The organism is Pseudomonas sp. CFBP 13719, assembly GCF_014842095.1.
Lineage (GTDB): Bacteria > Pseudomonadota > Gammaproteobacteria > Pseudomonadales > Pseudomonadaceae > Aquipseudomonas.
Genome location: NZ_JACYVB010000007.1, coordinates 95,465 through 115,351 on the forward strand (window position 1 = coordinate 95,465; position 19,887 = coordinate 115,351).

Genomic DNA, 19,887 nt, shown 5'->3' on the forward strand with positions numbered 1-19,887 from the left:
TTGGAAGTGAGCGACAAGGTTATTCAGGGTTGCGTCGCACGGTGCCATACCCCGGTGCTACAGGGCCCGAACGCAGGCATGCGAAAAACGACCTGCCTGTGTGCAATCCGGCCATGGCGACCATCGACGCTTGCCGAGTGCGTGCAGGGCTACCAGAATCGGCACACCGTCACGCCATTTGAAGAAGGATCAGCATCATGATGCATGCAGACTTGATTGATCAGGATGACCTGCTGGGCCAGCTGCGCGCGCTGGGTTTCGAGATGCCCGCAGGCGCCACGGCCGAGCAGGCCTGTGAATGCGCAGTGCGCGGCCTGGACAGCGGACGGGCCCAGGCCCTGCGCAAGATGGTGGAACAGATGCTGATGGGCAGCGCGACCATCCTGCCGGCGGTGCGCCAGGCGATCGACCGGACGCTGTTGCCGGCGTTGGCCCAGCATTCGAAACGGGCCTGAATCTCGGCGGCGCGCTCTTCGCGGCCGCTGACTGCTCCTACGGAAGGTCGCGATGCCTGAACTACCGCAGGAGCGGTCAGCGGCCGCGAAGAGCGCGCCGCGGTATCAGATCCTTACACTGGCAAAGGTCGATTCATTGCGTGCCTGGCTCAACGCCGACAGCGGCCCCGCCAGCACCATGGCCTGCGGAATCGGCAGCATCGCCACCTGCTGGGCGGTATTGGAACCAACCCGCTCGTCACGCGGCGGAATGCCGAAATACTCGCGGTAGCACTTGGAGAAATGCGGCGTGGACACGAAGCCGCACACCGACGCCACTTCGATGATCGACATGGGCGTCTGCTTGAGCAACTGCCGCGCCCGAATCAGACGCAACTTGAGGTAATAGCGCGACGGCGAACAATGCAGGTATTTCTGGAACAACCTTTCCAGCTGGCGCCGTGACACCGCCACATACACCGCCAGCTCGTCCAGATCGATCGGCTCCTCCAGGTTGGCTTCCATCAGCGCGACGATTTCCTGCAACTTCGGCTGGTTGGTGCCCAGCATGTGCTTGAGCGGCACGCGCTGATGATCCTGCTCGTTGCGAATGCGCTCGTAGACGAACATCTCGGAGATCGCCGCCGACAGCTCGCGGCCGTGATCGCGGCTGATCAGGTGCAGCATCATGTCCAGCGGCGCGGTACCGCCCGAACTGGTGAAGCGGTTGCGGTCGAGGGTGAACAGCCGCGTGCTCATGGCCACCCGTGGAAAGGCCTCCTGCATCGAGGCCAGGCATTCCCAGTGCACGCTGCATTCGAAGCCATCCAGCAGACCGGCGCAGGCCAGTGCCCAGCTACCGGTACAGACCGCACCCAGGCGCTTGGACTGCCGCGCCTGGCTTTGCAACCAGCTGACATGGTCACGGCCCACCGCACGCTGGATACCGACACCACCACAAACAATGACCGCATCCAGCGGCGCAGCCTTGTGCATGGCCGCATCCGGGGTGATCTGCAGTCCGTCACTGGCCCATACCTGGCCACCATCGGCGCTCAACGTGGTCCACCGATACAGCTCGCGCCCGGACAACTGGTTGGCCATGCGCAGCGGTTCGACCGCCGAGGCCAGGGAGATGAGCGTGAAGTTGTCGAGCAACAGGAAGCCGATGGACTGAGGGCTGCGAGTCTGCGGTTGAGCGCCGGGGGTGAAGGACGTCATTGCGGTATCTCCTTACGCGAAGCGGATGGTGGCCTCAGGCAGGCTCTTGTTATTGCCCTCTGTTTAACAGGGGCTTTACTTTGCTACGCAAACGCCATGCCGACAATTGGTCGGGAACTCCATGGCACCTGAAAACGACGTCGCGCAGGGCTATGCAGAGCCGTGCGCAGGGTCTTCGCCTGCGGCGTTGGATTCTTGCCAAAAGCATAGCCGCCATGGGGTCTGAGCAATTCGGTAGCAGCCACTGGGGCATTGCGCCGCCAAGTGTCACCGCAAGCACGTCGCCTGCTATTACCGAGCCCTGCAAGCGTGGGTCGATGGATTCCAGGCACCACGCGCGAAAATGAGGCGTGGCGGTCACGCCTGCACGCTCGTGTGGCAACCTCATAGAGGTGGATGTACGTCGATGTCGCGGGTAAGGTCGCTGCTGCAAGCCCCATGAGCTGTAAGCGACGTCATCGACACTGGATACGACTCTGTCCGCACTGGATACGACGCACCCTGTAGGCGGTTGATTTGCGCTGGTACATGATCACTCACGGCTCATCGCCCGGCACCGTGTCGGCGCACCCGCCGCATGCACGGCGATCGAGCATCCAGACAAGCGTGGCGCGCCGTCAGGCCCACGCCGAGAAAAACCGGGAGCACACCATGAAAGGTCCATCATCGATTCTGCTGGCTACCCTGCTGGGCCTGCCTGTAATGGCTCAAGCAGCGGAACCGGCGCGATGCGCCACTGTGAACTTCTCCGATGTCGGCTGGACCGACATCACCGTCACCACCGCGGTCACCAGTGCGGTGCTGCAGTCGCTGGGCTACAAGACCAAGACCACCATGATTTCCGTGCCGGTGACCTACAAGTCCCTGGCCGACGGCAAGAACATGGACGTCTTCCTCGGCAACTGGATGCCGACCATGGAAAACGACATCAAGCCCTACCGCGACGCCGGCACCGTGGAAACGGTGCGGGCCAACCTGGAAAACGCCAAGTACACCCTGGCCGTGCCTCAGGGACTGTACGACAAGGGCCTCAAGGATTTCGCCGACATCGTCAAGTTCAAGAAGGAACTGGACGGCAAGATCTACGGCATCGAACCGGGCAACGACGGCAATCGCCTGATCCAGAGCATGATCGACAAGAACGCGTTCGGCCTCAAGGACGCCGGCTTCAAGGTGGTCGAATCCAGCGAGGCCGGCATGCTGTCGCAGGTCGACCGCGCCCAGCGGCGCAACACCGACGTGGTGTTCCTGGGCTGGGAACCGCACCCGATGAACACTCGCTTCAAGGTGCAGTACCTGACCGGCGGCGATGACTACTTCGGCCCCAACTTCGGCCAGGCAACCATCTACACCAACACCCGCAAGGGCTACACCCAAGAATGCAGCAACGTTGGCCAGTTGCTGAAAAATCTGCAGTTCAGCCTGGCCATGGAAAGCACGCTGATGGGCAATGTCCTGGACGACAAGCAGAAACCCGACGCGGCCGCACGGGCCTGGCTGAAAAACAACCCGCAGGTGCTCGACACCTGGCTGGCTGGCGTCACCACCATTGATGGCAAGCCGGGTCTTGAAGCCGTCAAGGCCAAGCTCGCGCAATAACGCAGGCAAGCGGGCCGGCGGTTGCCGGCCTCACCGGCCGGCACTTTGTTCCCTCGCATGCGGACACTCACTACCATGCTGACAGACCACAAGATCCCCCTGGGCGAGTACATCGCGGCGTTCGTCGACTGGCTCACTCAACACGGGGCCTCGACGTTCGATGCCATCGCATCCACGCTCGAAGCGATCATTCATGGTTTCACCGCCGGCCTCACCTGGTTCAACCCCTACGTACTGACTGCACTGATCGCCGCGCTGGCGCATTTCATCCAGCGCAAATGGGGGCTCACGCTGTTCGTGGCGCTGTCGTTCCTGCTGATCCTCAACCTGGGCTACTGGCAGGAAACCATGGAGACCCTGGCGCAGGTGCTGTTCGCCACCCTGGTCTGCGTGATCATCGGCGTGCCGCTGGGCATCGTGGCCGCGCACAAACCCATGTTCTACACCATGATGCGCCCGGTCCTCGACCTGATGCAGACGGTACCGACCTTCGTCTACCTGATTCCCACGCTTACCCTGTTCGGGCTGGGCGTCGTGCCGGGCCTGATTTCCACGGTGGTATTCGCCATCGCCGCGCCGATTCGCCTCACCTACCTGGGCATCCGCGACGTGCCGCAGGAACTGATGGACGCCGGCAAGGCCTTCGGCTGCTCGCGACGCCAACTGCTGTCGCGCATCGAACTGCCGCATGCCATGCCGAGCATCGCTGCCGGTATTACCCAGTGCATCATGCTGTCGCTGTCGATGGTGGTGATCGCCGCCCTGGTGGGCGCCGATGGCTTGGGCAAGCCGGTGGTCAACGCGCTGAACACTGCCGACATCGCCCTGGGCTTCGAAGCCGGTCTGGCCATCGTGTTGCTGGCGATCATGCTGGACCGGATCTGCAAACAACCTGACGTGAAGATAGGGGGTGATGCATGAGCATTATTCGATTCGACAACGTCGATGTGATCTTCGCCAAGGATCCACGCGAAGCGCTGAAGCTGCTCGACCAGGGCCTGACCCGCAACGAGATCCTGAAGAAGACCGGGCAGATCGTGGGCGTGGAAAAAGCCAGCCTGGATGTCAACAAGGGCGAGATCTGCGTGTTGATGGGGTTGTCCGGGTCGGGCAAGTCGAGCCTGTTGCGCTGCATCAACGGGTTGAACACCGTGAGCCGCGGCAAGCTGTTCGTCGAGCATGAAGATCGCCAGATCGACATCGCCGCCTGCACACCCGCGGAACTGAAGATGATGCGCACCCAGCGTATCGCCATGGTGTTCCAGAAGTTCGCCCTGATGCCTTGGCTGACGGTGCGCGAGAACATCAGCTTTGGCCTGGAGATGCAGGGCCGTCCGGAAAAGGAACGGCGCAAGCTGGTCGACGAGAAACTGGAGCTGGTGGGCCTGACCCAGTGGCGCAACAAGAAACCCGATGAGCTGTCCGGTGGCATGCAGCAGCGTGTGGGCCTGGCTCGGGCGCTGGCCATGGATGCCGACATCCTGCTGATGGACGAGCCCTTCTCGGCGCTCGACCCGTTGATCCGCCAAGGCCTGCAGGACGAGCTGCTGGAGCTGCAACGCAAGTTGAACAAGACCATCGTGTTCGTCAGCCATGACCTGGACGAAGCGCTCAAACTGGGCAGCCGTATCGCCATCATGAAAGACGGGCGGATCATTCAGTACAGCGTGCCCGAGGACATCGTGCTCAACCCGGCCGACGACTACGTGCGGACCTTCGTGGCTCACACCAATCCACTCAATGTGCTGTGCGGGCGCAGCCTGATGCGCACGCTGGACAAGTGCACGCGCGTCAATGGTTCGGTGTGCCTGGACCCAGGCGTGGATTCATGGCTGAACCTGGGCGCCGACAACTCGCTGACCAGCGCACGTCAGGGCGATGCCGTGCTCGACCTGCAAGGCTGGGCCCCGGGGCAAGCCATGGAAGGCCTGGGTCGCAGGCCGACACTGGTGCATGCCGACATCGGCATGCGCGACGCCCTGCAGATCCGCTACCAGACCGGGCACAAGCTGGTGCTGCAGGACAGCGACAAGCAGGTGGTAGGCATTCTCGGGGACACCGAGCTGTACCATGCCCTGCTGGGCAAGAATCTGGGCTGAGCCTCACCATCGCTCCCATATCCATCCCGTGGGAGCGGTCATCGGCCGCGAAGGCCTTGCCGCAGTCCCCCTGATCCACCGCGCTGCCCTTTTCGCGGCCACGGACCGCTCCTACACAACTGTGCGATTCCCTGTAGGAGCGGTCAGCGGCCGCGAAGGCCTTGCCGCAGTCCCCCTGATCCACCGCGCCGCCCTTTTCGCGGCCACGGACCGCTCCTACACGACTGTGCGATTCCCCGTAGGAGCGGTCAGCGGCCGCGAAGGCCTTGCCGCAATTCCCCCTGATCCACCGCGCCGCCCTTTTCGCGGCCACGGACCGCTCCTACACGACTGTGTGATTCCCTGTAGGAGCGGTCAGCGGCCGCGAAGGCCTTGCCGCAATTCCCCTGATCCACCGCGCTGCCCTTTTCGCGGCCACGGACCGCTCCTACACGACTGTGCGATTCCCTGTAGGAGCGGTCAGCGGCCGCGAATGCATCACCGCAATCTACCTCACACCCCTCTCTCGAAGCCCATTGCCTTCCCCTTCCCAATCCTCTAAAACCACGCGCACATTCACCTGCCCTTTTTTATTGATTGATCGTTCAATAAAAATAAACTAGACTGGCTTCAGTCGGCTGTCACTCACTGCCCGTACTGCAGGCCCAAGGAGATTCGCCCAATGCCCAAGGTCGGTATGCAACCCATCCGCCGCCAACAGTTGATCGAAGCCACGCTCCAGGCCGTCGATCAGGTCGGCATGAGTGACGCCAGCATCGCTTTGATTGCCCGCCTGGCGGGTGTGTCGAACGGCATCATCAGCCACTACTTTCAGGACAAGAACGGCCTGATCGCAGCGACCATGCGCCACTTGATGAACGTTCTGATCGACAACGTCGCCACGCGGCGACAGGCCTTGAACGACGACAGTGCCAGGGCGCACCTGCAGGTGATCATCGAAGGCAACTTCGACGCCAGCCAGGTCAACGCTCCGGCCATGAAGACCTGGCTGGCCTTCTGGGCCACCAGCATGCATCAGCCGTCTCTGCACAGGTTGCAGCGGATCAACGATCACCGCCTGTATTCCAACCTGTGCTGCCAGTTTCGCCGTGAATTGCCGGTGGAACAGGCACGCAATGCCGCACGCGGCCTGGCCGCCCTGATCGACGGTCTGTGGTTGCGCGGCGCACTGTCGGGCGATGCCTTCGACACCGCCCAGGCTCACCGCATCGCCTGCGAATACATGGACATGCAACTGGCAAAACAGCAGCGCTGAAGCTTCGCGCCTCGCCTGCTGCCACCTTAACTGCACCGCGAGGATCTTATGGCCCGTTTCCCAACGCAAAAACTCTACATCGATGGCGGCTACGTGGACGCCAGCGGCAGCGGCACCTTCGATGCCGTCAACCCGGCCACCGGTGAAGTGCTGGCGCAGGTTCAGCGCGCCACTGCCCAAGACGTCGAGAAAGCCGTCGCCAGCGCCGAAAAAGGCCAGAAGATCTGGGCCGCGATGACCGCCATGGAGCGCTCGCGAGTGCTGCGCAAAGCCGTCGACCTGCTGCGCGAACGCAACGACGAACTGGCCCTGCTGGAAACCCTGGACACCGGCAAGGCCTATTCGGAAACCCGCTACGTCGACATCGTGACCGGTGCCGACGTGCTGGAATACTACGCCGGCCTGGTGCCCGCCATCGAAGGCGAACAGATCCCGCTGCGCGACACCTCCTTCGTCTACACCCGCCGCGAGCCCCTGGGCGTGACCGCCGGTATCGGTGCCTGGAACTACCCGATCCAGATCGCCTTGTGGAAGTCCGCCCCGGCGCTGGCCGCCGGTAACGCGATGATCTTCAAGCCCAGCGAAGTGACTTCGCTGACCACGCTCAAGCTGGCCGAGATCTACACCGAAGCCGGCCTGCCCGATGGCGTGTTCAACGTGCTGACCGGCAGCGGCAGCGAAGTCGGCGCCTGGCTCACCGAGCATCCGCGTATCGAGAAGATCTCGTTCACCGGCGGCGTCAGCACCGGCAAGAAGGTCATGGCCAGCGCCTCGAGCTCCTCGCTCAAGGAAGTGACCATGGAACTGGGCGGCAAGTCGCCGCTGATCATCTTCGACGATGCCGACCTCGACAAGGCCGCCGACATCGCCATGATGGCCAACTTCTACAGCTCCGGCCAGGTGTGCACCAACGGCACCCGAGTGTTCGTGCCCAACGCGCTGAAGGCCCAGCTGGAGGCGAAGATCCTTGAACGCGTGCAGCGTATCCGCATCGGCAACCCCGAGGACGAGAACACCAATTTCGGTCCGTTGGTGAGCTTCGCCCACATGGAAAACGTGCTGGGCCACATCGCCAAGGGCAAGGCCGAAGGCGCGCGCCTGCTGTGCGGTGGCGAGCGGCTGAGCGAAGGTGAACTGGGCCAGGGTGCGTTCGTCGCACCGACCGTGTTCACCGACTGCAGCGACGAGATGACCATCGTGCGTGAAGAAATCTTCGGCCCGGTGATGAGCATCCTCGGCTACGACAGCGAAGAGGAAGTGATCCGTCGCGCCAACGCCACCGAGATGGGCCTGGCTGCTGGCGTGGTCACCCGCGATCTGAACCGTGCGCACCGTGTGATCCATCAGCTCGAAGCAGGCATTTGCTGGATCAACGCCTGGGGCGAGTCCGACGCGAAGATGCCGGTGGGTGGCTACAAGCAATCCGGTGTGGGCCGCGAGAACGGTATCAGTTCGCTGGCGCAGTACACCCGGATCAAATCGGTACAGGTAGAACTGGGCGATTACGTTTCGGTGTTCTGACCCGGGACCGCAGCGCGCCGTTCGCGGCCGATGATCGCTCCTACAGGGTCATCAGCCCCACCGACCCATTTTTTTCAAAGAGGGAACCTTCATGTCCCAGGAATTCGACTACATCATCATCGGTGCCGGCTCGGCCGGTAACACCTTGGCCACGCGCCTGACCGAAGACCCGGGCGTGACGGTCCTGCTGCTCGAAGCCGGCGGGCCGGACTACCGCCTGGACTTCCGTACCCAGATGCCCGCCGCCCTCGCCTTTCCGCTGCAGGGCCGCCGTTACAACTGGGCCTACGAGACCGAGCCCGAGCCGCACATGGACAACCGTCGCATGGAATGTGGCCGCGGCAAGGGCCTGGGTGGTTCTTCGCTGATCAATGGCATGTGCTACATCCGCGGCAACGCCATGGACTACGACGGCTGGGCCAAGCTGCCAGGCCTGGAAGACTGGAGCTACCTGGACTGCCTGCCGTATTTCCGCAAGGCCGAAACCCGTGACATCGGCCCCAACGACTACCATGGCGGCGAAGGCCCAGTCAGCGTCACCACGCCCAAAGCCGGCAACAACCCATTGTTCGCCGCCATGGTCGAAGCCGGTGTGCAGGCAGGCTTTCCGCGCACCGACGACCTCAACGGCTACCAGCAGGAAGGCTTCGGTCCCATGGACCGCACCGTGACGCCCAAGGGCCGACGCGCCAGTACCGCACGCGGCTACCTGGACCAGGCCAAGCAACGCGACACCCTGACCATCGTCACCCACGCCCTGACCGACAAGATCGTCTTCGACGGCAAGCGCGCGGTCGGCGTCAGCTACCTGGTCGGTGACAGCGACGAGCGTATCCAGGCCCGCGCTCGCAAGGAAGTCCTGCTGTGCGGCGGCGCCATCGCCTCGCCACAGATTCTGCAGCGCTCCGGCGTCGGTCCGGCCGAGGTGCTTCAGCCCCTGGGCATCGACGTCGTGCATGACTTGCCAGGTGTCGGCCAGAACCTGCAGGACCACCTGGAAATGTACCTGCAATACAGCTGCACTCAGCCAGTCTCGCTGTACCCGTCGCTGAAGTGGTGGAACCAGCCGCAGATCGGCGCCGAATGGATGTTCCTGGGCACTGGTATCGGTGCCAGCAACCAGTTCGAGGCCGGCGGTTTCATTCGCTCGCGCCCTGAATTCGAATGGCCGAACATCCAGTACCACTTCCTGCCGGTGGCGATCAATTACAACGGCACCAAGGGCGTTCAGGAACACGGCTTCCAGGCTCACGTGGGCTCGATGCGCTCGCCGAGCCGCGGCCGGGTCAACGTCAAGTCGAAGAACCCGCGCGATTACCCGAGCATCCTGTTCAACTACATGGCCAGCGAGCAGGACTGGCAGGAATTCCGCGACGGTATCCGCCTGACCCGCGAGATCATGCAGCAGCCGGCCCTGGACCAGTACCGTGGCCGCGAGATCAGCCCAGGCATCGAAGTGCAGACGGACGAGCAGTTGGACCAGTTCATCCGCGAGCATGCCGAAACGGCTTATCACCCGTCGTGCTCGTGCAAGATGGGCACCGACGACATGGCCGTGGTCGATGGTCAGGGTCGCGTGCATGGCCTGCAAGGCCTGCGTGTGGTCGACGCCTCGATCATGCCGATCATTACCACCGGCAACCTGAACGCGCCGACCATCATGATCGCCGAGAAGATCGCCGACCGCATTCGTGGCCGCAAGCCCGAAGCGCGTTCGACCGCGGCCTACTATGTTGCCGGCGATGCGCCGGTACGCGGCAAGCCGATGCGCGAAGTGAGTGCGACCACCCACGGCTGATCCCGATTTGCTCCGCGCCGGTGGCAGGCCTAAGCTGTGGGCCTGCCAGATTCCGGGTCGGTCTGCGGGCCCTTTGGCGGCCGCGTGCTGTTCCTACAGGACACTGTAATCCCCTGTAGGAGCGGCCTGCGGCCGCGAAAAGGCCAAGCGCCGACGCCCTCCAGAGGCCCGTCCATGTTCGATTTCACCGCCCCCCTGCAACAACGTTTCGCCGCCTTGCGCACCCGCGCCGAATTCTTCTCCCTGCGCCACGTGCGCCAATCCAGCCAGCACCTGGCCGTGCGCAAGAACATTGCCGAACCGCCGAGCCTGAGCCTCGACGAAGGGGTGATGATCACCGTGCGAGTGAATGGCGTGGAAGCCTATGCCGCCACCGGCGACCTTTCCCTGCGGGGGTTGCAGCAGGCATTGACGCGTGCCGAACAGCAGGCCGGCGCGATCGCCGCCCATGCCCTGCTCGACCTGAATGAGCAACCCGTCAGCAGTGCGCGAAACGACTACCTCTCGCCTGACGTACAGGCTGCCTTTCCGACGCTCGCGCAGTGCTACCAACTGCTCAATGAAGAATCGGCCAGCGTGCCCGACGATCCACGGCTGGTCAGTTGGTATGCCGGCCTGGGCGTCACGGACGTCGAACAGATCTACCTGAACAGTGCCGGCGCGCAGATTCGTCAGGCGCAACGCTTCGTCTTTCCCGGCTTGAGCGTCACTGCTTTCGATGGCAGCGACAGCCAGACGCGCAGCCTGGGCCGCGACAACTTCGGCCAGCAAGGCGGTGTCGACGTCATCGAGCGCTGCGGCATCGTCGGCGCGGCTCGCCAGGTCGCCGACCAGGCCTTGCAGTTGCTGCTGGCGCCCAACGCCCCACAGGGCCCGCGCGACCTCCTGCTGACGCCCGATCAGATGATGCTGCAGATCCACGAATCCATCGGCCATCCGCTGGAGCTTGACCGCATTCTGGGCGACGAGCGCAACTACGCAGGCACCAGCTTCGTCAAGGTCGAGGACTTCGGCCACTTGCAGTATGGCTCGTCGCTGCTGAATGTGACCTTCGACCCGGACATTCCCCACGAGCTGGCCAGTTATGCCCATGACGACGATGGCACGGCGGCCAGCAAGCAATGGCTGATTCGCGATGGCGTACTGGTCCGGCCACTGGGCGGCGCGCTGTCGCAATACCGCAGCGGCATGGACGGCGTGGCCAACAGCCGCGCCAGCAGCTGGAACCGGGCGCCGATCGACCGCATGGCCAACCTCAACATCGAACCGGGCGAGCACAGCCAGGCGCAACTGATCGCCGGCATCGAGCACGGCATCCTGATGTCCACCAACCGTTCCTGGTCGATCGACGATGCGCGCAACAAATTCCAGTTCGGCTGCGAATGGGGCCAGTTGATCGAGAACGGCGAACTCAAGGGCGTGGTCAAGAACCCCAACTATCGCGGTATTTCCGCCAGCTTCTGGAAAAAACTCAGCGCCGTGGGCGACGCCAGCACGCTGCAGGTGCTGGGCACGCCCAACTGCGGCAAGGGCGAGCCCAACCAGGTCATCCGTGTGGGGCACGCTTCGCCCAGCTGCGTGTTCAGCCAGATCGACGTTTTCGGAGGTGACGCATGAGCCATCATGCCGAGCATTTCCAGGCACTGGTGCAGTGGCTGCGCCAGACTGTGGCCCCGACCCAGCGCTTTACCCTGAGCTATAACGCCGAGGCCTCGGATTTCATCCGCTTCAACCACGCCCGGGTACGCCAGGCGGGGCAAGTGGCCCAAGCCAGCGTGTCGCTGAAGCTGATCGAAGACGGTCGTCAGGCCGAGTTGCAACTGACCTTGGCGGAGAACCTGGAGGTGGACCGGCAGCGTCTGATCCAGGCGGTGCACCAGTTGAGCCAGACGCTGCCGCTGCTGCAACCGGATCCGTACCTGCAACTCAATACCTCGCAGTGGCAGACCCATCATGTCGACGACGTGCCCTTGCCCGATGCGGGTCAGGTGGTCGAACAGATCGGCGCGGCCGCCAATGGCCTGGATCTGGTCGGCATCTATGCCGCGGGAACGATCTGCCGCGGTTTCGCCAACAGCGACGGGGCGATCGGCTGGCATCAGGCCAACAGTTTCAATTTCGATTTCAGCCTGTTCCATGCCAACGGCGAGGCAGTAAAGGCGAACTATGCCGGCCAGCAGTGGCAGGCGCAGGCCTTCGCGGACCGCCTGGCTAACGCCCGCGAGCAATTGGACCACCTGAGCCGTCCCCTCAAAGTGCTACCCCCGGGGGCGTACCGCGCCTACCTGGCACCGGCTGCGCTGGATGAAATCATCGGCATGCTGGGCTGGGGTGGGTTCTCCGCACAAGCCATCGCCAGCAAGAACAGTCCCCTGCAACGGCTGTACGCCGGCGAGGCACGCTTGAGTGCGCAGGTGAGCTTCGAGGAGCGCATCAGCGGCTCGTTGACCCCGGCGTTTTCCCAGGAAGGCTATCCGCGCAACGACCTCTCGCTGGTCAGCCACGGGCTGGCCGTGGAGCGCCTGGTGGACTCGCGCAGCGCGGCCGAATACGGCCTGCAAGGCAACGGCGCGGACAACTCGGAAATGCCCGGCGCGCTGCAGATGGCAGCGGGCGACCTGCCTTTGGCCGACGTACTGCAGCGCCTGGGCACCGGGCTGTACATCAGTAACCTGTGGTACCTGAACTACTCGGACATGCCGGCTGCGCGCATGACCGGGCTGACTCGGTTCGCCACTTTCTGGGTGGAGGATGGTCAGATCGTTGCACCGGTCCAGACCATGCGTTTCGACGACAGCGTCTACAGTGTCCTGGGTGACCAGTTGGAAGCGTTGACAGTGGAGCGCGAGCTGATTCTGTCGACCAGCACCTACAGCGAGCGTCAGACCAGCTCCAGCCTGCTGCCGGGCGCGCTGGTCAAACGGTTGCTGTTGACGCTGTAGGAGCGGTCCGTGGCCGCGAAAGGCGCACCGCAGAGTGTCAGGCACACCGCGGTAACCCTTCGCGGCCGATGACCGCTCCTACAATAGGTCGCGGCGCCGCGGTAACCGTAGGAGCGGTCCGTGGCCGCGAAAGGCGCACCGCAGAGTGTCAGGTACACCGCGGCAACCCTTCGCGGCCGATGACCGCTCCTACAGTAGATCGCGGCGCTGCGGTCACTGTAGGAGCGGCCCGTGGCCGCGAAAGGCGCACCGCAGAGCGTCAGGCACACTGCGGCAACCCTTCGCGGCCAATGACCGCTCCTACAATAGGTCGCGGCGCTGCGGTAACCGTAGGAGCGGTCCGTGGCCGCGAAAGGCGCACCGCAGAGCGTCAGGCATACCGCGGCGACCGCTCCCACGGGGTTTGCCACGAACATTCGTCTTCCACCTCAAACAACAAGAGGCCCCATGTCCACGCGCCCAACACTGGATCCTGCTACTGCTCGCTGGCTGCCCTGGGTCATTGCCATTGCCTTCTTCATGCAGGCCCTGGACGGCACCATCCTCAACACCGCGCTGCCGGCCATGGCCAGCGACCTGGCGGAAAACCCGTTGCGCATGCAATCGGTGATCATCGCCTACATGCTGACGGTCGCCCTGCTCATCCCTGCGTCAGGCTGGATTTCCGACCGCTTCGGGACACGCAAGGTGTTCTTCAGCGCCATCATGCTGTTCAGCATCGGCTCGCTGCTGTGTGCACTTTCCCAGAGCCTGGCGATGCTGGTCGCGGCTCGGGTGATTCAGGGCCTGGGCGGTGCCCTGATGCTGCCGGTGGGCCGACTGGTGGTGCTGCGCGCCTACCCGCGCTCGGAACTGGTGCGCATCCTCAGCTTCATCACCGTGCCTGCCTTGCTCGGCCCCCTGCTCGGGCCGACCCTGGGTGGCTGGATGGTCGAATGGCTGAGCTGGCACTGGATCTTCCTCATCAACCTGCCGGTAGGTGCACTGGGCTGCTGGGCGGTATGGCACTTCGTGCCCGACCTGCGCGGCGCCGAACGCACGCGCTTCGATGGCATCGGCTTCCTGCTGTTCGGGGCGGCGATGGTACTCATCACCATCGCCATGGAGGGCCTGGGCGAGCTGCACCTGCCGCACCTGCGGGTGATGCTGCTGCTGTTCGTCGGCATGGCCTGCCTGGCCGCCTACTGGCTGCGGGCGGGGCAGATCGACAATCCGCTGTTCTCGCCGAACCTGTTTCGCACGCGCACCTTTGCCATCGGCATTCTCGGCAATCTGTTCGCCCGCCTGGGCAGCGGCGCCCTGCCGTTCATGGTGCCGTTGCTGCTGCAAGTGGCCCTGGGGCATTCGCCTTCGGAAGCCGGCATGAGCATGATTCCACTGGCGGCAGCCGCCATGGTTTCCAAGTCATTTTCCCGGCCGATCATCGAACGCTTCGGCTATCGCATCGTGCTCACCGGCAACACCTTGCTGCTGGGCGTGTTGCTGGCCAGCCTCGGCCTGGTCTCGGAAACCACCCCCTACTGGTTGCTGTTGACCCAACTGGGCTTGCTCGGCGCGGTCAATTCGCTGCAGTTCGCGGCGATGAACACCGTGACCCTGATCGATCTGGACGATGAAAGCGCCAGCAGTGGCAACGGCCTGCTTTCGGTGGTGGCGCAGCTCTCCCTCGGGCTGGGCGTGGCCTGCGCCGGTGCCTTGCTCGGCGGGTTCACCGCGTCCTTGGGCAATGAAGGTGTGGACACGGTGCTGGGTGCGTTCCAGGCCACGTTCCTGACCATTGGCCTGATGGCGATGCTGGCCGCCGGGATCTTCGTGCAGCTGTCCGACAGCGATGGACGGCGCGCACCTCGTCAGGAACCTCCAGTGGAGCACTAAGCAGGCTTAGGGCGAAAGGCCACGGGGCTGATACACTGCGCGACATTTTGTTTTGCAGGCCCGTCCCGTGACCACCATTGCCACTGCTTTCAACACGCTGCCCCTGTCCGCCGCCATGCTGGCCAACCTGGAATCCCTCGGGTATGCCCAGATGACGCCGATCCAGGCGCAGAGCCTGCCGGTGATTCTCAAGGGCATGGACCTGATCGCCCAGGCCAAGACCGGCAGCGGCAAGACGGCCGCGTTCGGTATCGGCCTGCTGAACCCGATCAATCCGCGCTATTTCGGCTGTCAGGCGCTCATCATGTGCCCCACCCGCGAGCTGGCCGACCAGGTGGCCAAGGAAATCCGCCGCCTGGCCCGCGCCGAAGACAACATCAAGGTGCTGACCCTGTGCGGCGGCGTGTCGTTCGGCCCGCAGATCGCTTCGCTGGAACACGGCGCGCACATCATCGTCGGCACGCCGGGACGCATCCAGCAACACCTGCGCAAAGGTTCGCTGGTGCTCGACGGGCTCAACACGCTGGTGCTCGACGAAGCCGACCGCATGCTCGACATGGGCTTTTACGACTCTATCGCCGACATCATCGAGCAGACCCCGGAACGCCGGCAGACCTTGCTGTTCTCGGCCACCTACCCGGTCGGAATCAAGCAGCTGTCGTCCAAGTTCATGCGCGACCCCCAGCAGGTCAAGGCTGAGGCGCTGCATGCCGACAGCCAGATCGAGCAGCGCTTCTACGAAATCTCGCCGGATGACCGCATGGCCGCCGTGGTGCGCGCCCTGGGCCACTTCCGCCCGCAGTCGTGCGTGGCGTTCTGCTACACCAAGCAGCAGTGCCAGGAAGTGGTCGACCATCTGACCAGCAAGGGCATCAGCGCGGTGGCGCTGCATGGCGACCTGGAGCAACGCGACCGCGACCAGGTTCTGGCGATGTTCGCCAACCGCAGTACGTCGGTGCTGGTGGCCACCGACGTGGCCGCCCGTGGCCTGGACATCGATGCCCTGGACATGGTGATCAACGTCGAGCTGGCGCGTGACTCGGAAATCCACATCCACCGCGTGGGCCGTACCGGTCGCGCTGGCGAGAAAGGCCTGGCGATCAGCTTCGTCGCCCCCGCCGAGGCGCACCGCGCCCAGGCCATCGAGCAACTGCAGAAGTCGCCGCTGGCCTGGGCCGAACTCGACAGCCTGACCTCCAAGGGTGGCGAGCCGCTGCTGCCGCCGATGAGCACGCTGTGCATCGGCGCCGGGCGCAAGGACAAGGTACGGCCGGGCGACATCCTCGGCGCGCTGACCGGCGATGCGGGCATTCCCGGCACCCAGGTCGGCAAGATCGCCATCTTCGATTTCCAGGCGTTCGTGGCCGTGGAGCGCGGAATCGCCAAGCAGGCGCTGCAGCGTCTGAACAGCGGCAAGATCAAGGGCCGTTCGCTGCGCGTACGGATTCTCTGACCGCAGGCCAGGCCTCTTCGCGGTCTGCAGGAACACCGTGTTCCCCTGTAGGAGCGGCCGGTGGCCGCGAAGAGGCCGGCACTGACACCCCACGATGCAAGAGGACCACGCAGTGCGCTCTACCCCCGTCATCATCATCGGCGCCGGTGCCGCCGGCCTCATGTGCGCCCTGAGCGCCGCACAGCGAGGCCGTGAGGTACTGCTGATCGACCACGCCAACAAGCCGGGCAAGAAGATCCTCATGTCCGGCGGCGGTCGCTGCAACTTCACCAACATGTACACCGAACCGGCCAACTTCCTCTCGCAGAATCCGCACTTCTGCAAGTCGGCCCTGGCGCGCTATACCCAGTGGGATTTCATCGCTCTGGTGGCCAAGCACGAAGTGCCCTACCACGAGAAGAAACTCGGCCAACTGTTCTGCGACAACAAGTCCAGCGACATTCTCGGCCTGCTCCTGGCCGAGTGCGACAGCGCCGGCGTCGAGTTGCGCATGGACACCTCGGTGCAGTCCATCGAGAAAACCGCCGACGGCTATCGTTTGCAGACTTCACTGGGCCTGCTGGCGTGCCAGTCGTTGGTGGTTGCCACTGGCGGGCTGTCGATTCCGACCCTGGGCGCCACCGGCTTCGGCTACCAGATCGCCCGCCAGTTCGGTCACAGTGTGCTGCCCACGCGCGCAGGCCTGGTGCCGTTCACCATCACCGACCAGCTCAAGGACATCTGCACCGAGTTGTCCGGCACCTCGGTGGATTGTGTGGCCAGCTGCAACGACCAGGCGTTTCGCGAGAACCTGCTGTTCACCCATCGCGGCCTGAGCGGGCCGGCGATCCTGCAGATTTCCTCGTTCTGGCAGCCCGGTGATGCCGTCGAGATCAATCTGCTGCCCGATCACGATGCGTTGGCGTGGCTGCAGCAACAGCAGGCCGAGCGACCCAATTCGGAGCTCAAGACCCTGCTGGGTGAAGTCTTCACCAAGAAAATGGCCAACCTGCTGGCCGAGCACTGGTTCGTGTCCAAGCCGATGAAGCAGTACACCCCGGCCGAGCTGCAGACGGTTGCAAATACGCTGGGCGCCTGGCAGTTGGTGCCGGCCGGCACCGAAGGCTATCGCACCGCCGAGGTGACGCTGGGCGGCGTCGATACCCGCGAGGTATCGTCCAAGACCCTGGAATCGTTGAAAAGCCCAGGGTTGTATTTCATCGGCGAGGTACTCGATGTCAGCGGGCATCTGGGCGGCTTCAATTTCCAGTGGGCGTGGGCCTCCGGATACGCGGCCGCGCAGTACGTATAGCACGCCGGGGATCTGCGGCGCTGCCGGACACGGCTCGCGCCGCTGCTACAGAGTCCCCACACCCCCTCGATCCACCAACGCCCCCGTAGCAGCGGCGCAAGCCGCGTCAGGGGCCGCCGCGCAGTATCGGGCGTGCGCCGACAATGGTAGATTGACGCCGTTCATCAGCTCCCTTGCCTACAGGTCGACTCCTTTTTCATGGCATCCAGGTCGTTCCGCCAATCGATGCGCCGCTTGTGGGCGCTGGACAAGTTCAGCTACAGCGTGCGGGTGTTCATCGCGCTCTCCGGCAGCATGGCGCTGTGCTGGTATCAAAACGAGATGCGCCTGCTGGTGCCACTGTTCCTGGGCATCATCGCCTGCGCCCTGGCCGAAACCGACGACAACTGGCAAGGCCGCATCCGTGCCCTGGCAGCCACCCTGTCGTGCTTCACCGTCGCCGCCTTCGCCGTGGAACTGCTGTTCCCCTACCCCTACGTGTTCGTCACCGCCCTGGCGCTTGCCAGCTTCGCCCTGACCATGCTCGGCGCGCTCGGCGAGCGTTACGGTGCGATTGCCTACGCCACCCTGATCCTCTCGGTCTACACCATGATCGGCGTCGACCAGCGCGGCGGCGAAGTCAGCAACCTGTGGCGCGAGCCAGTGCTGCTGGTGGCCGGGGCGGCCTGGTATGGCCTGCTGTCGGTGCTGTGGCAGGTACTGTTTTCCAATCAGCCGGTGCAACAGGCCCTGGCGCGGTTGTTCAGCGAGCTGGGGCAGTACCTCAAGCTCAAATCGAGCCTGTTCGAACCGATCCGTCAACTGGACGTGGAAGCCCGCCGCCTGGAGCTCGCCAAACAGAACGGTCGGGTCGTGGCCGCGCTCAACGCGGCCAAGGAAATCATCCTGCACCGCGTCGGCAACGGCCGCCCTGGCTCCAAGGTCAGCCGCTACCTGAAGCTGTACTTCCTGGCCCAGGACATCCACGAGCGCGCCAGCTCCTCGCACTACCCCTACAACGCATTGGCCGACGCCTTTTTCCACAGTGACGTGCTGTTTCGCTGTCAGCGCCTGCTACGCCAGCAGGGCGTGGCCTGCCAGCGGCTGGGCGAGTCGATCCAGTTGCGCCAGCCGTTCATCTACGACGACAGCTTCGCCGAGGCCTTGAGCGACCTGCACGCTTCGCTCGAACACCTGCGGATCCAGAGCAACCCGGCCTGGCGCGGCCTGTTGCGGTCGCTGCGCGCGCTGGCCGCCAACCTCGGCACCCTCGACCGTCTGCTCAGCGACGCCGGCAATCCCGACCGCCTGGCCGATGCCCGCGACAGCAGCCTGCTGGACCGCTCGCCGCACACGCTGAAGGACTTCTGGGGCCGCATCCGGCAGAACCTCACGCCCACGTCGCTGCTGTTTCGCCATGCCCTGCGCCTGCCCCTGGCACTGGTGATCTGCTACGCCATGGTCCACCTGATCCACCCCAGCCAGGGCTACTGGATCATGCTGACGACCTTGTTCGTGTGCCAGCCCAGCTACGGCGCCACCCGCCGCAAGCTGGGCCAGCGGATCATCGGCACCGCCATCGGCCTGACCGTGGGCTGGGCGCTGTTCGACCTGTTCCCCAGCCCCATCGTGCAATCGCTGTTCGCCATCGGCGCAGGTCTGGTGTTCTTCGTCAACCGCACCACGCGCTACACCCTGGCAACCGCCGCCATCACCTTGATGGTGCTGTTCTGCTTCAACCAGACGGGCGACGGCTACGGGCTGTTCCTGCCACGGCTGTTCGACACCCTGCTCGGCAGCCTGATCGCCGGTCTGGCGGTGTTCCTGTTCCTGCCCGACTGGCAAGGCCGCAAGCTGAACAAGGTGCTGGCCAACACGCTGACCTGCAACAGCATCTACCTGCGCCAGATCATGCAGCAATACGCCAACGGCAAGAGCGACGACCTCGCCTATCGCCTGGCACGGCGCAACGCCCACAATGCCGACGCTGCGCTTTCCACCACCTTGGCCAACATGCTCATGGAGCCCGGCCACTTCCGCAAGGAAGCCGACGTCGGCTTTCGCTTCCTGGTGCTGTCGCACACCCTGCTCAGCTACCTGTCCGGGCTGGGTGCGCACCGCGGCACCGAGCTGCCGGCCGAAGCGCGCGAACAATTGATCGGCGGGGCCGGCGAAAGCCTGGCGCGCAGCATCGACGAAATCGCCACCGGCCTGGCCACGCGTGTGCCGGTGCAGGTGCAGAGCGACAGCGAGGAAGCGCTGGCCGACGAACTGGAACAGATGCCGGACGAGGTCGACGAAGGCCAGCGCCTGATGCAGACCCAGCTGGCGCTGATCTGTCGGCAGCTGGGGCCACTGCGCACCCTGGCCGCGCACTTGATCAAAGGCCCGACCTCAGCTGCCGCCAGCTAGCGGCGCAA

General features: G+C 64.2%; 14 protein-coding genes. 13 read left to right on the forward strand and 1 reads right to left on the reverse strand.

Annotation, left to right across the window (positions count from 1 at the left end):
- Window positions 1-197: 197 nt before the first annotated feature.
- Window positions 198-455 (forward strand): hypothetical protein, encoded by a 258-nt coding sequence (locus tag IFT57_RS20110; protein WP_122796254.1) that lies wholly within the window; start codon window positions 198-200, stop codon window positions 453-455.
- A 105-nt stretch (window positions 456-560) separates the two neighbouring features.
- On the opposite strand, the gene gbdR is transcribed toward IFT57_RS20110, so the two are convergent.
- A complete protein-coding gene (gene gbdR / locus IFT57_RS20115; RefSeq protein WP_122715898.1) occupies window positions 561-1,655 on the reverse strand; it encodes a choline metabolism transcriptional regulator GbdR in 1,095 nt (364 codons plus the stop codon).
- A 651-nt stretch (window positions 1,656-2,306) separates the two neighbouring features.
- Here gbdR and IFT57_RS20120 point away from each other — a divergent pair.
- The 12 genes from IFT57_RS20120 (at window position 2,307) to yccS (ending at window position 19,879) form a co-directional block, all read left to right on the forward strand.
- Complete coding sequence (locus IFT57_RS20120) at window positions 2,307-3,254, forward strand: choline ABC transporter substrate-binding protein (RefSeq protein WP_122796253.1); 948 nt, start codon at window positions 2,307-2,309, stop codon at window positions 3,252-3,254.
- A gap of 75 nt (window positions 3,255-3,329) precedes the next feature.
- Entirely contained in the window at window positions 3,330-4,175 is an 846-nt protein-coding gene (choW, locus tag IFT57_RS20125; protein ID WP_043192362.1) for a choline ABC transporter permease subunit, read from the forward strand.
- On the forward strand, window positions 4,172-5,353 hold the full coding sequence (gene choV, locus IFT57_RS20130; RefSeq protein ID WP_192152467.1) for a choline ABC transporter ATP-binding protein: 1,182 nt from the start codon (window positions 4,172-4,174) through the stop codon (window positions 5,351-5,353). The genes choW and choV overlap by 4 nt, the downstream gene beginning before the upstream one ends.
- A 661-nt stretch (window positions 5,354-6,014) precedes the next feature.
- Window positions 6,015-6,608 (forward strand): transcriptional regulator BetI, encoded by a 594-nt coding sequence (gene betI, locus IFT57_RS20135; RefSeq protein ID WP_122479801.1) that lies wholly within the window; start codon window positions 6,015-6,017, stop codon window positions 6,606-6,608.
- Between the two features lie 48 nt (window positions 6,609-6,656).
- Window positions 6,657-8,129 (forward strand): betaine-aldehyde dehydrogenase, encoded by a 1,473-nt coding sequence (gene betB, locus IFT57_RS20140; RefSeq protein ID WP_192152468.1) that lies wholly within the window; start codon window positions 6,657-6,659, stop codon window positions 8,127-8,129.
- Between the two features lie 91 nt (window positions 8,130-8,220).
- The gene (betA, locus tag IFT57_RS20145; protein ID WP_122796251.1) at window positions 8,221-9,927 is read left to right on the forward strand and encodes a choline dehydrogenase; all 1,707 of its coding nucleotides are present in this window, start codon (window positions 8,221-8,223) and stop codon (window positions 9,925-9,927) included.
- Window positions 9,928-10,101: 174 nt separating this feature from the next.
- Complete coding sequence (locus IFT57_RS20150) at window positions 10,102-11,544, forward strand: TldD/PmbA family protein (RefSeq protein WP_192152469.1); 1,443 nt, start codon at window positions 10,102-10,104, stop codon at window positions 11,542-11,544.
- Window positions 11,541-12,869, forward strand: a complete 1,329-nt coding sequence (locus tag IFT57_RS20155) for a TldD/PmbA family protein (protein WP_192152470.1) — start codon at window positions 11,541-11,543, stop codon at window positions 12,867-12,869. The genes IFT57_RS20150 and IFT57_RS20155 overlap by 4 nt, the downstream gene beginning before the upstream one ends.
- A 447-nt stretch (window positions 12,870-13,316) precedes the next feature.
- On the forward strand, window positions 13,317-14,744 hold the full coding sequence (mdtD, locus tag IFT57_RS20160; RefSeq protein ID WP_122796248.1) for a multidrug transporter subunit MdtD: 1,428 nt from the start codon (window positions 13,317-13,319) through the stop codon (window positions 14,742-14,744).
- 115 nt (window positions 14,745-14,859) lie between these two features.
- Window positions 14,860-16,197 (forward strand): ATP-dependent RNA helicase DbpA, encoded by a 1,338-nt coding sequence (dbpA, locus tag IFT57_RS20165; protein WP_240998843.1) that lies wholly within the window; start codon window positions 14,860-14,862, stop codon window positions 16,195-16,197.
- 112 nt (window positions 16,198-16,309) lie between these two features.
- A complete protein-coding gene (locus IFT57_RS20170) occupies window positions 16,310-17,488 on the forward strand; it encodes an aminoacetone oxidase family FAD-binding enzyme (protein WP_192152471.1) in 1,179 nt (392 codons plus the stop codon).
- 198 nt (window positions 17,489-17,686) lie between these two features.
- Window positions 17,687-19,879 carry a YccS family putative transporter gene (yccS, locus tag IFT57_RS20175; protein WP_122796246.1) on the forward strand — a complete coding sequence of 731 codons (2,193 nt, stop codon included), beginning with the start codon at window positions 17,687-17,689 and terminating at the stop codon, window positions 19,877-19,879.
- Window positions 19,880-19,887 lie beyond the last annotated feature (8 nt).

Excerpts from the sequence above, each read along its gene's own strand:
- yccS (WP_122796246.1), top strand. The coding sequence starts at position 17,687 with ATGGCATCCAGGTCGTTCCGCCAATCGATGCGCCGCTTGTGGGCGCTG.
- betA (WP_122796251.1), top strand. The coding sequence starts at position 8,221 with ATGTCCCAGGAATTCGACTACATCATCATCGGTGCCGGCTCGGCCGGT.
- choV (WP_192152467.1), top strand. The coding sequence starts at position 4,172 with ATGAGCATTATTCGATTCGACAACGTCGATGTGATCTTCGCCAAGGAT.
- choW (WP_043192362.1), top strand. The coding sequence starts at position 3,330 with ATGCTGACAGACCACAAGATCCCCCTGGGCGAGTACATCGCGGCGTTC.
- mdtD (WP_122796248.1), top strand. The coding sequence starts at position 13,317 with ATGTCCACGCGCCCAACACTGGATCCTGCTACTGCTCGCTGGCTGCCC.
- betB (WP_192152468.1), top strand. The coding sequence starts at position 6,657 with ATGGCCCGTTTCCCAACGCAAAAACTCTACATCGATGGCGGCTACGTG.
- IFT57_RS20155 (WP_192152470.1), top strand. The coding sequence starts at position 11,541 with ATGAGCCATCATGCCGAGCATTTCCAGGCACTGGTGCAGTGGCTGCGC.
- gbdR (WP_122715898.1), bottom strand. The coding sequence starts at position 1,655 with ATGACGTCCTTCACCCCCGGCGCTCAACCGCAGACTCGCAGCCCTCAG.
- betI (WP_122479801.1), top strand. The coding sequence starts at position 6,015 with ATGCCCAAGGTCGGTATGCAACCCATCCGCCGCCAACAGTTGATCGAA.
- IFT57_RS20150 (WP_192152469.1), top strand. The coding sequence starts at position 10,102 with ATGTTCGATTTCACCGCCCCCCTGCAACAACGTTTCGCCGCCTTGCGC.
- IFT57_RS20120 (WP_122796253.1), top strand. The coding sequence starts at position 2,307 with ATGAAAGGTCCATCATCGATTCTGCTGGCTACCCTGCTGGGCCTGCCT.
- IFT57_RS20110 (WP_122796254.1), top strand. The coding sequence starts at position 198 with ATGATGCATGCAGACTTGATTGATCAGGATGACCTGCTGGGCCAGCTG.
- dbpA (WP_240998843.1), top strand. The coding sequence starts at position 14,860 with ATGCTGGCCAACCTGGAATCCCTCGGGTATGCCCAGATGACGCCGATC.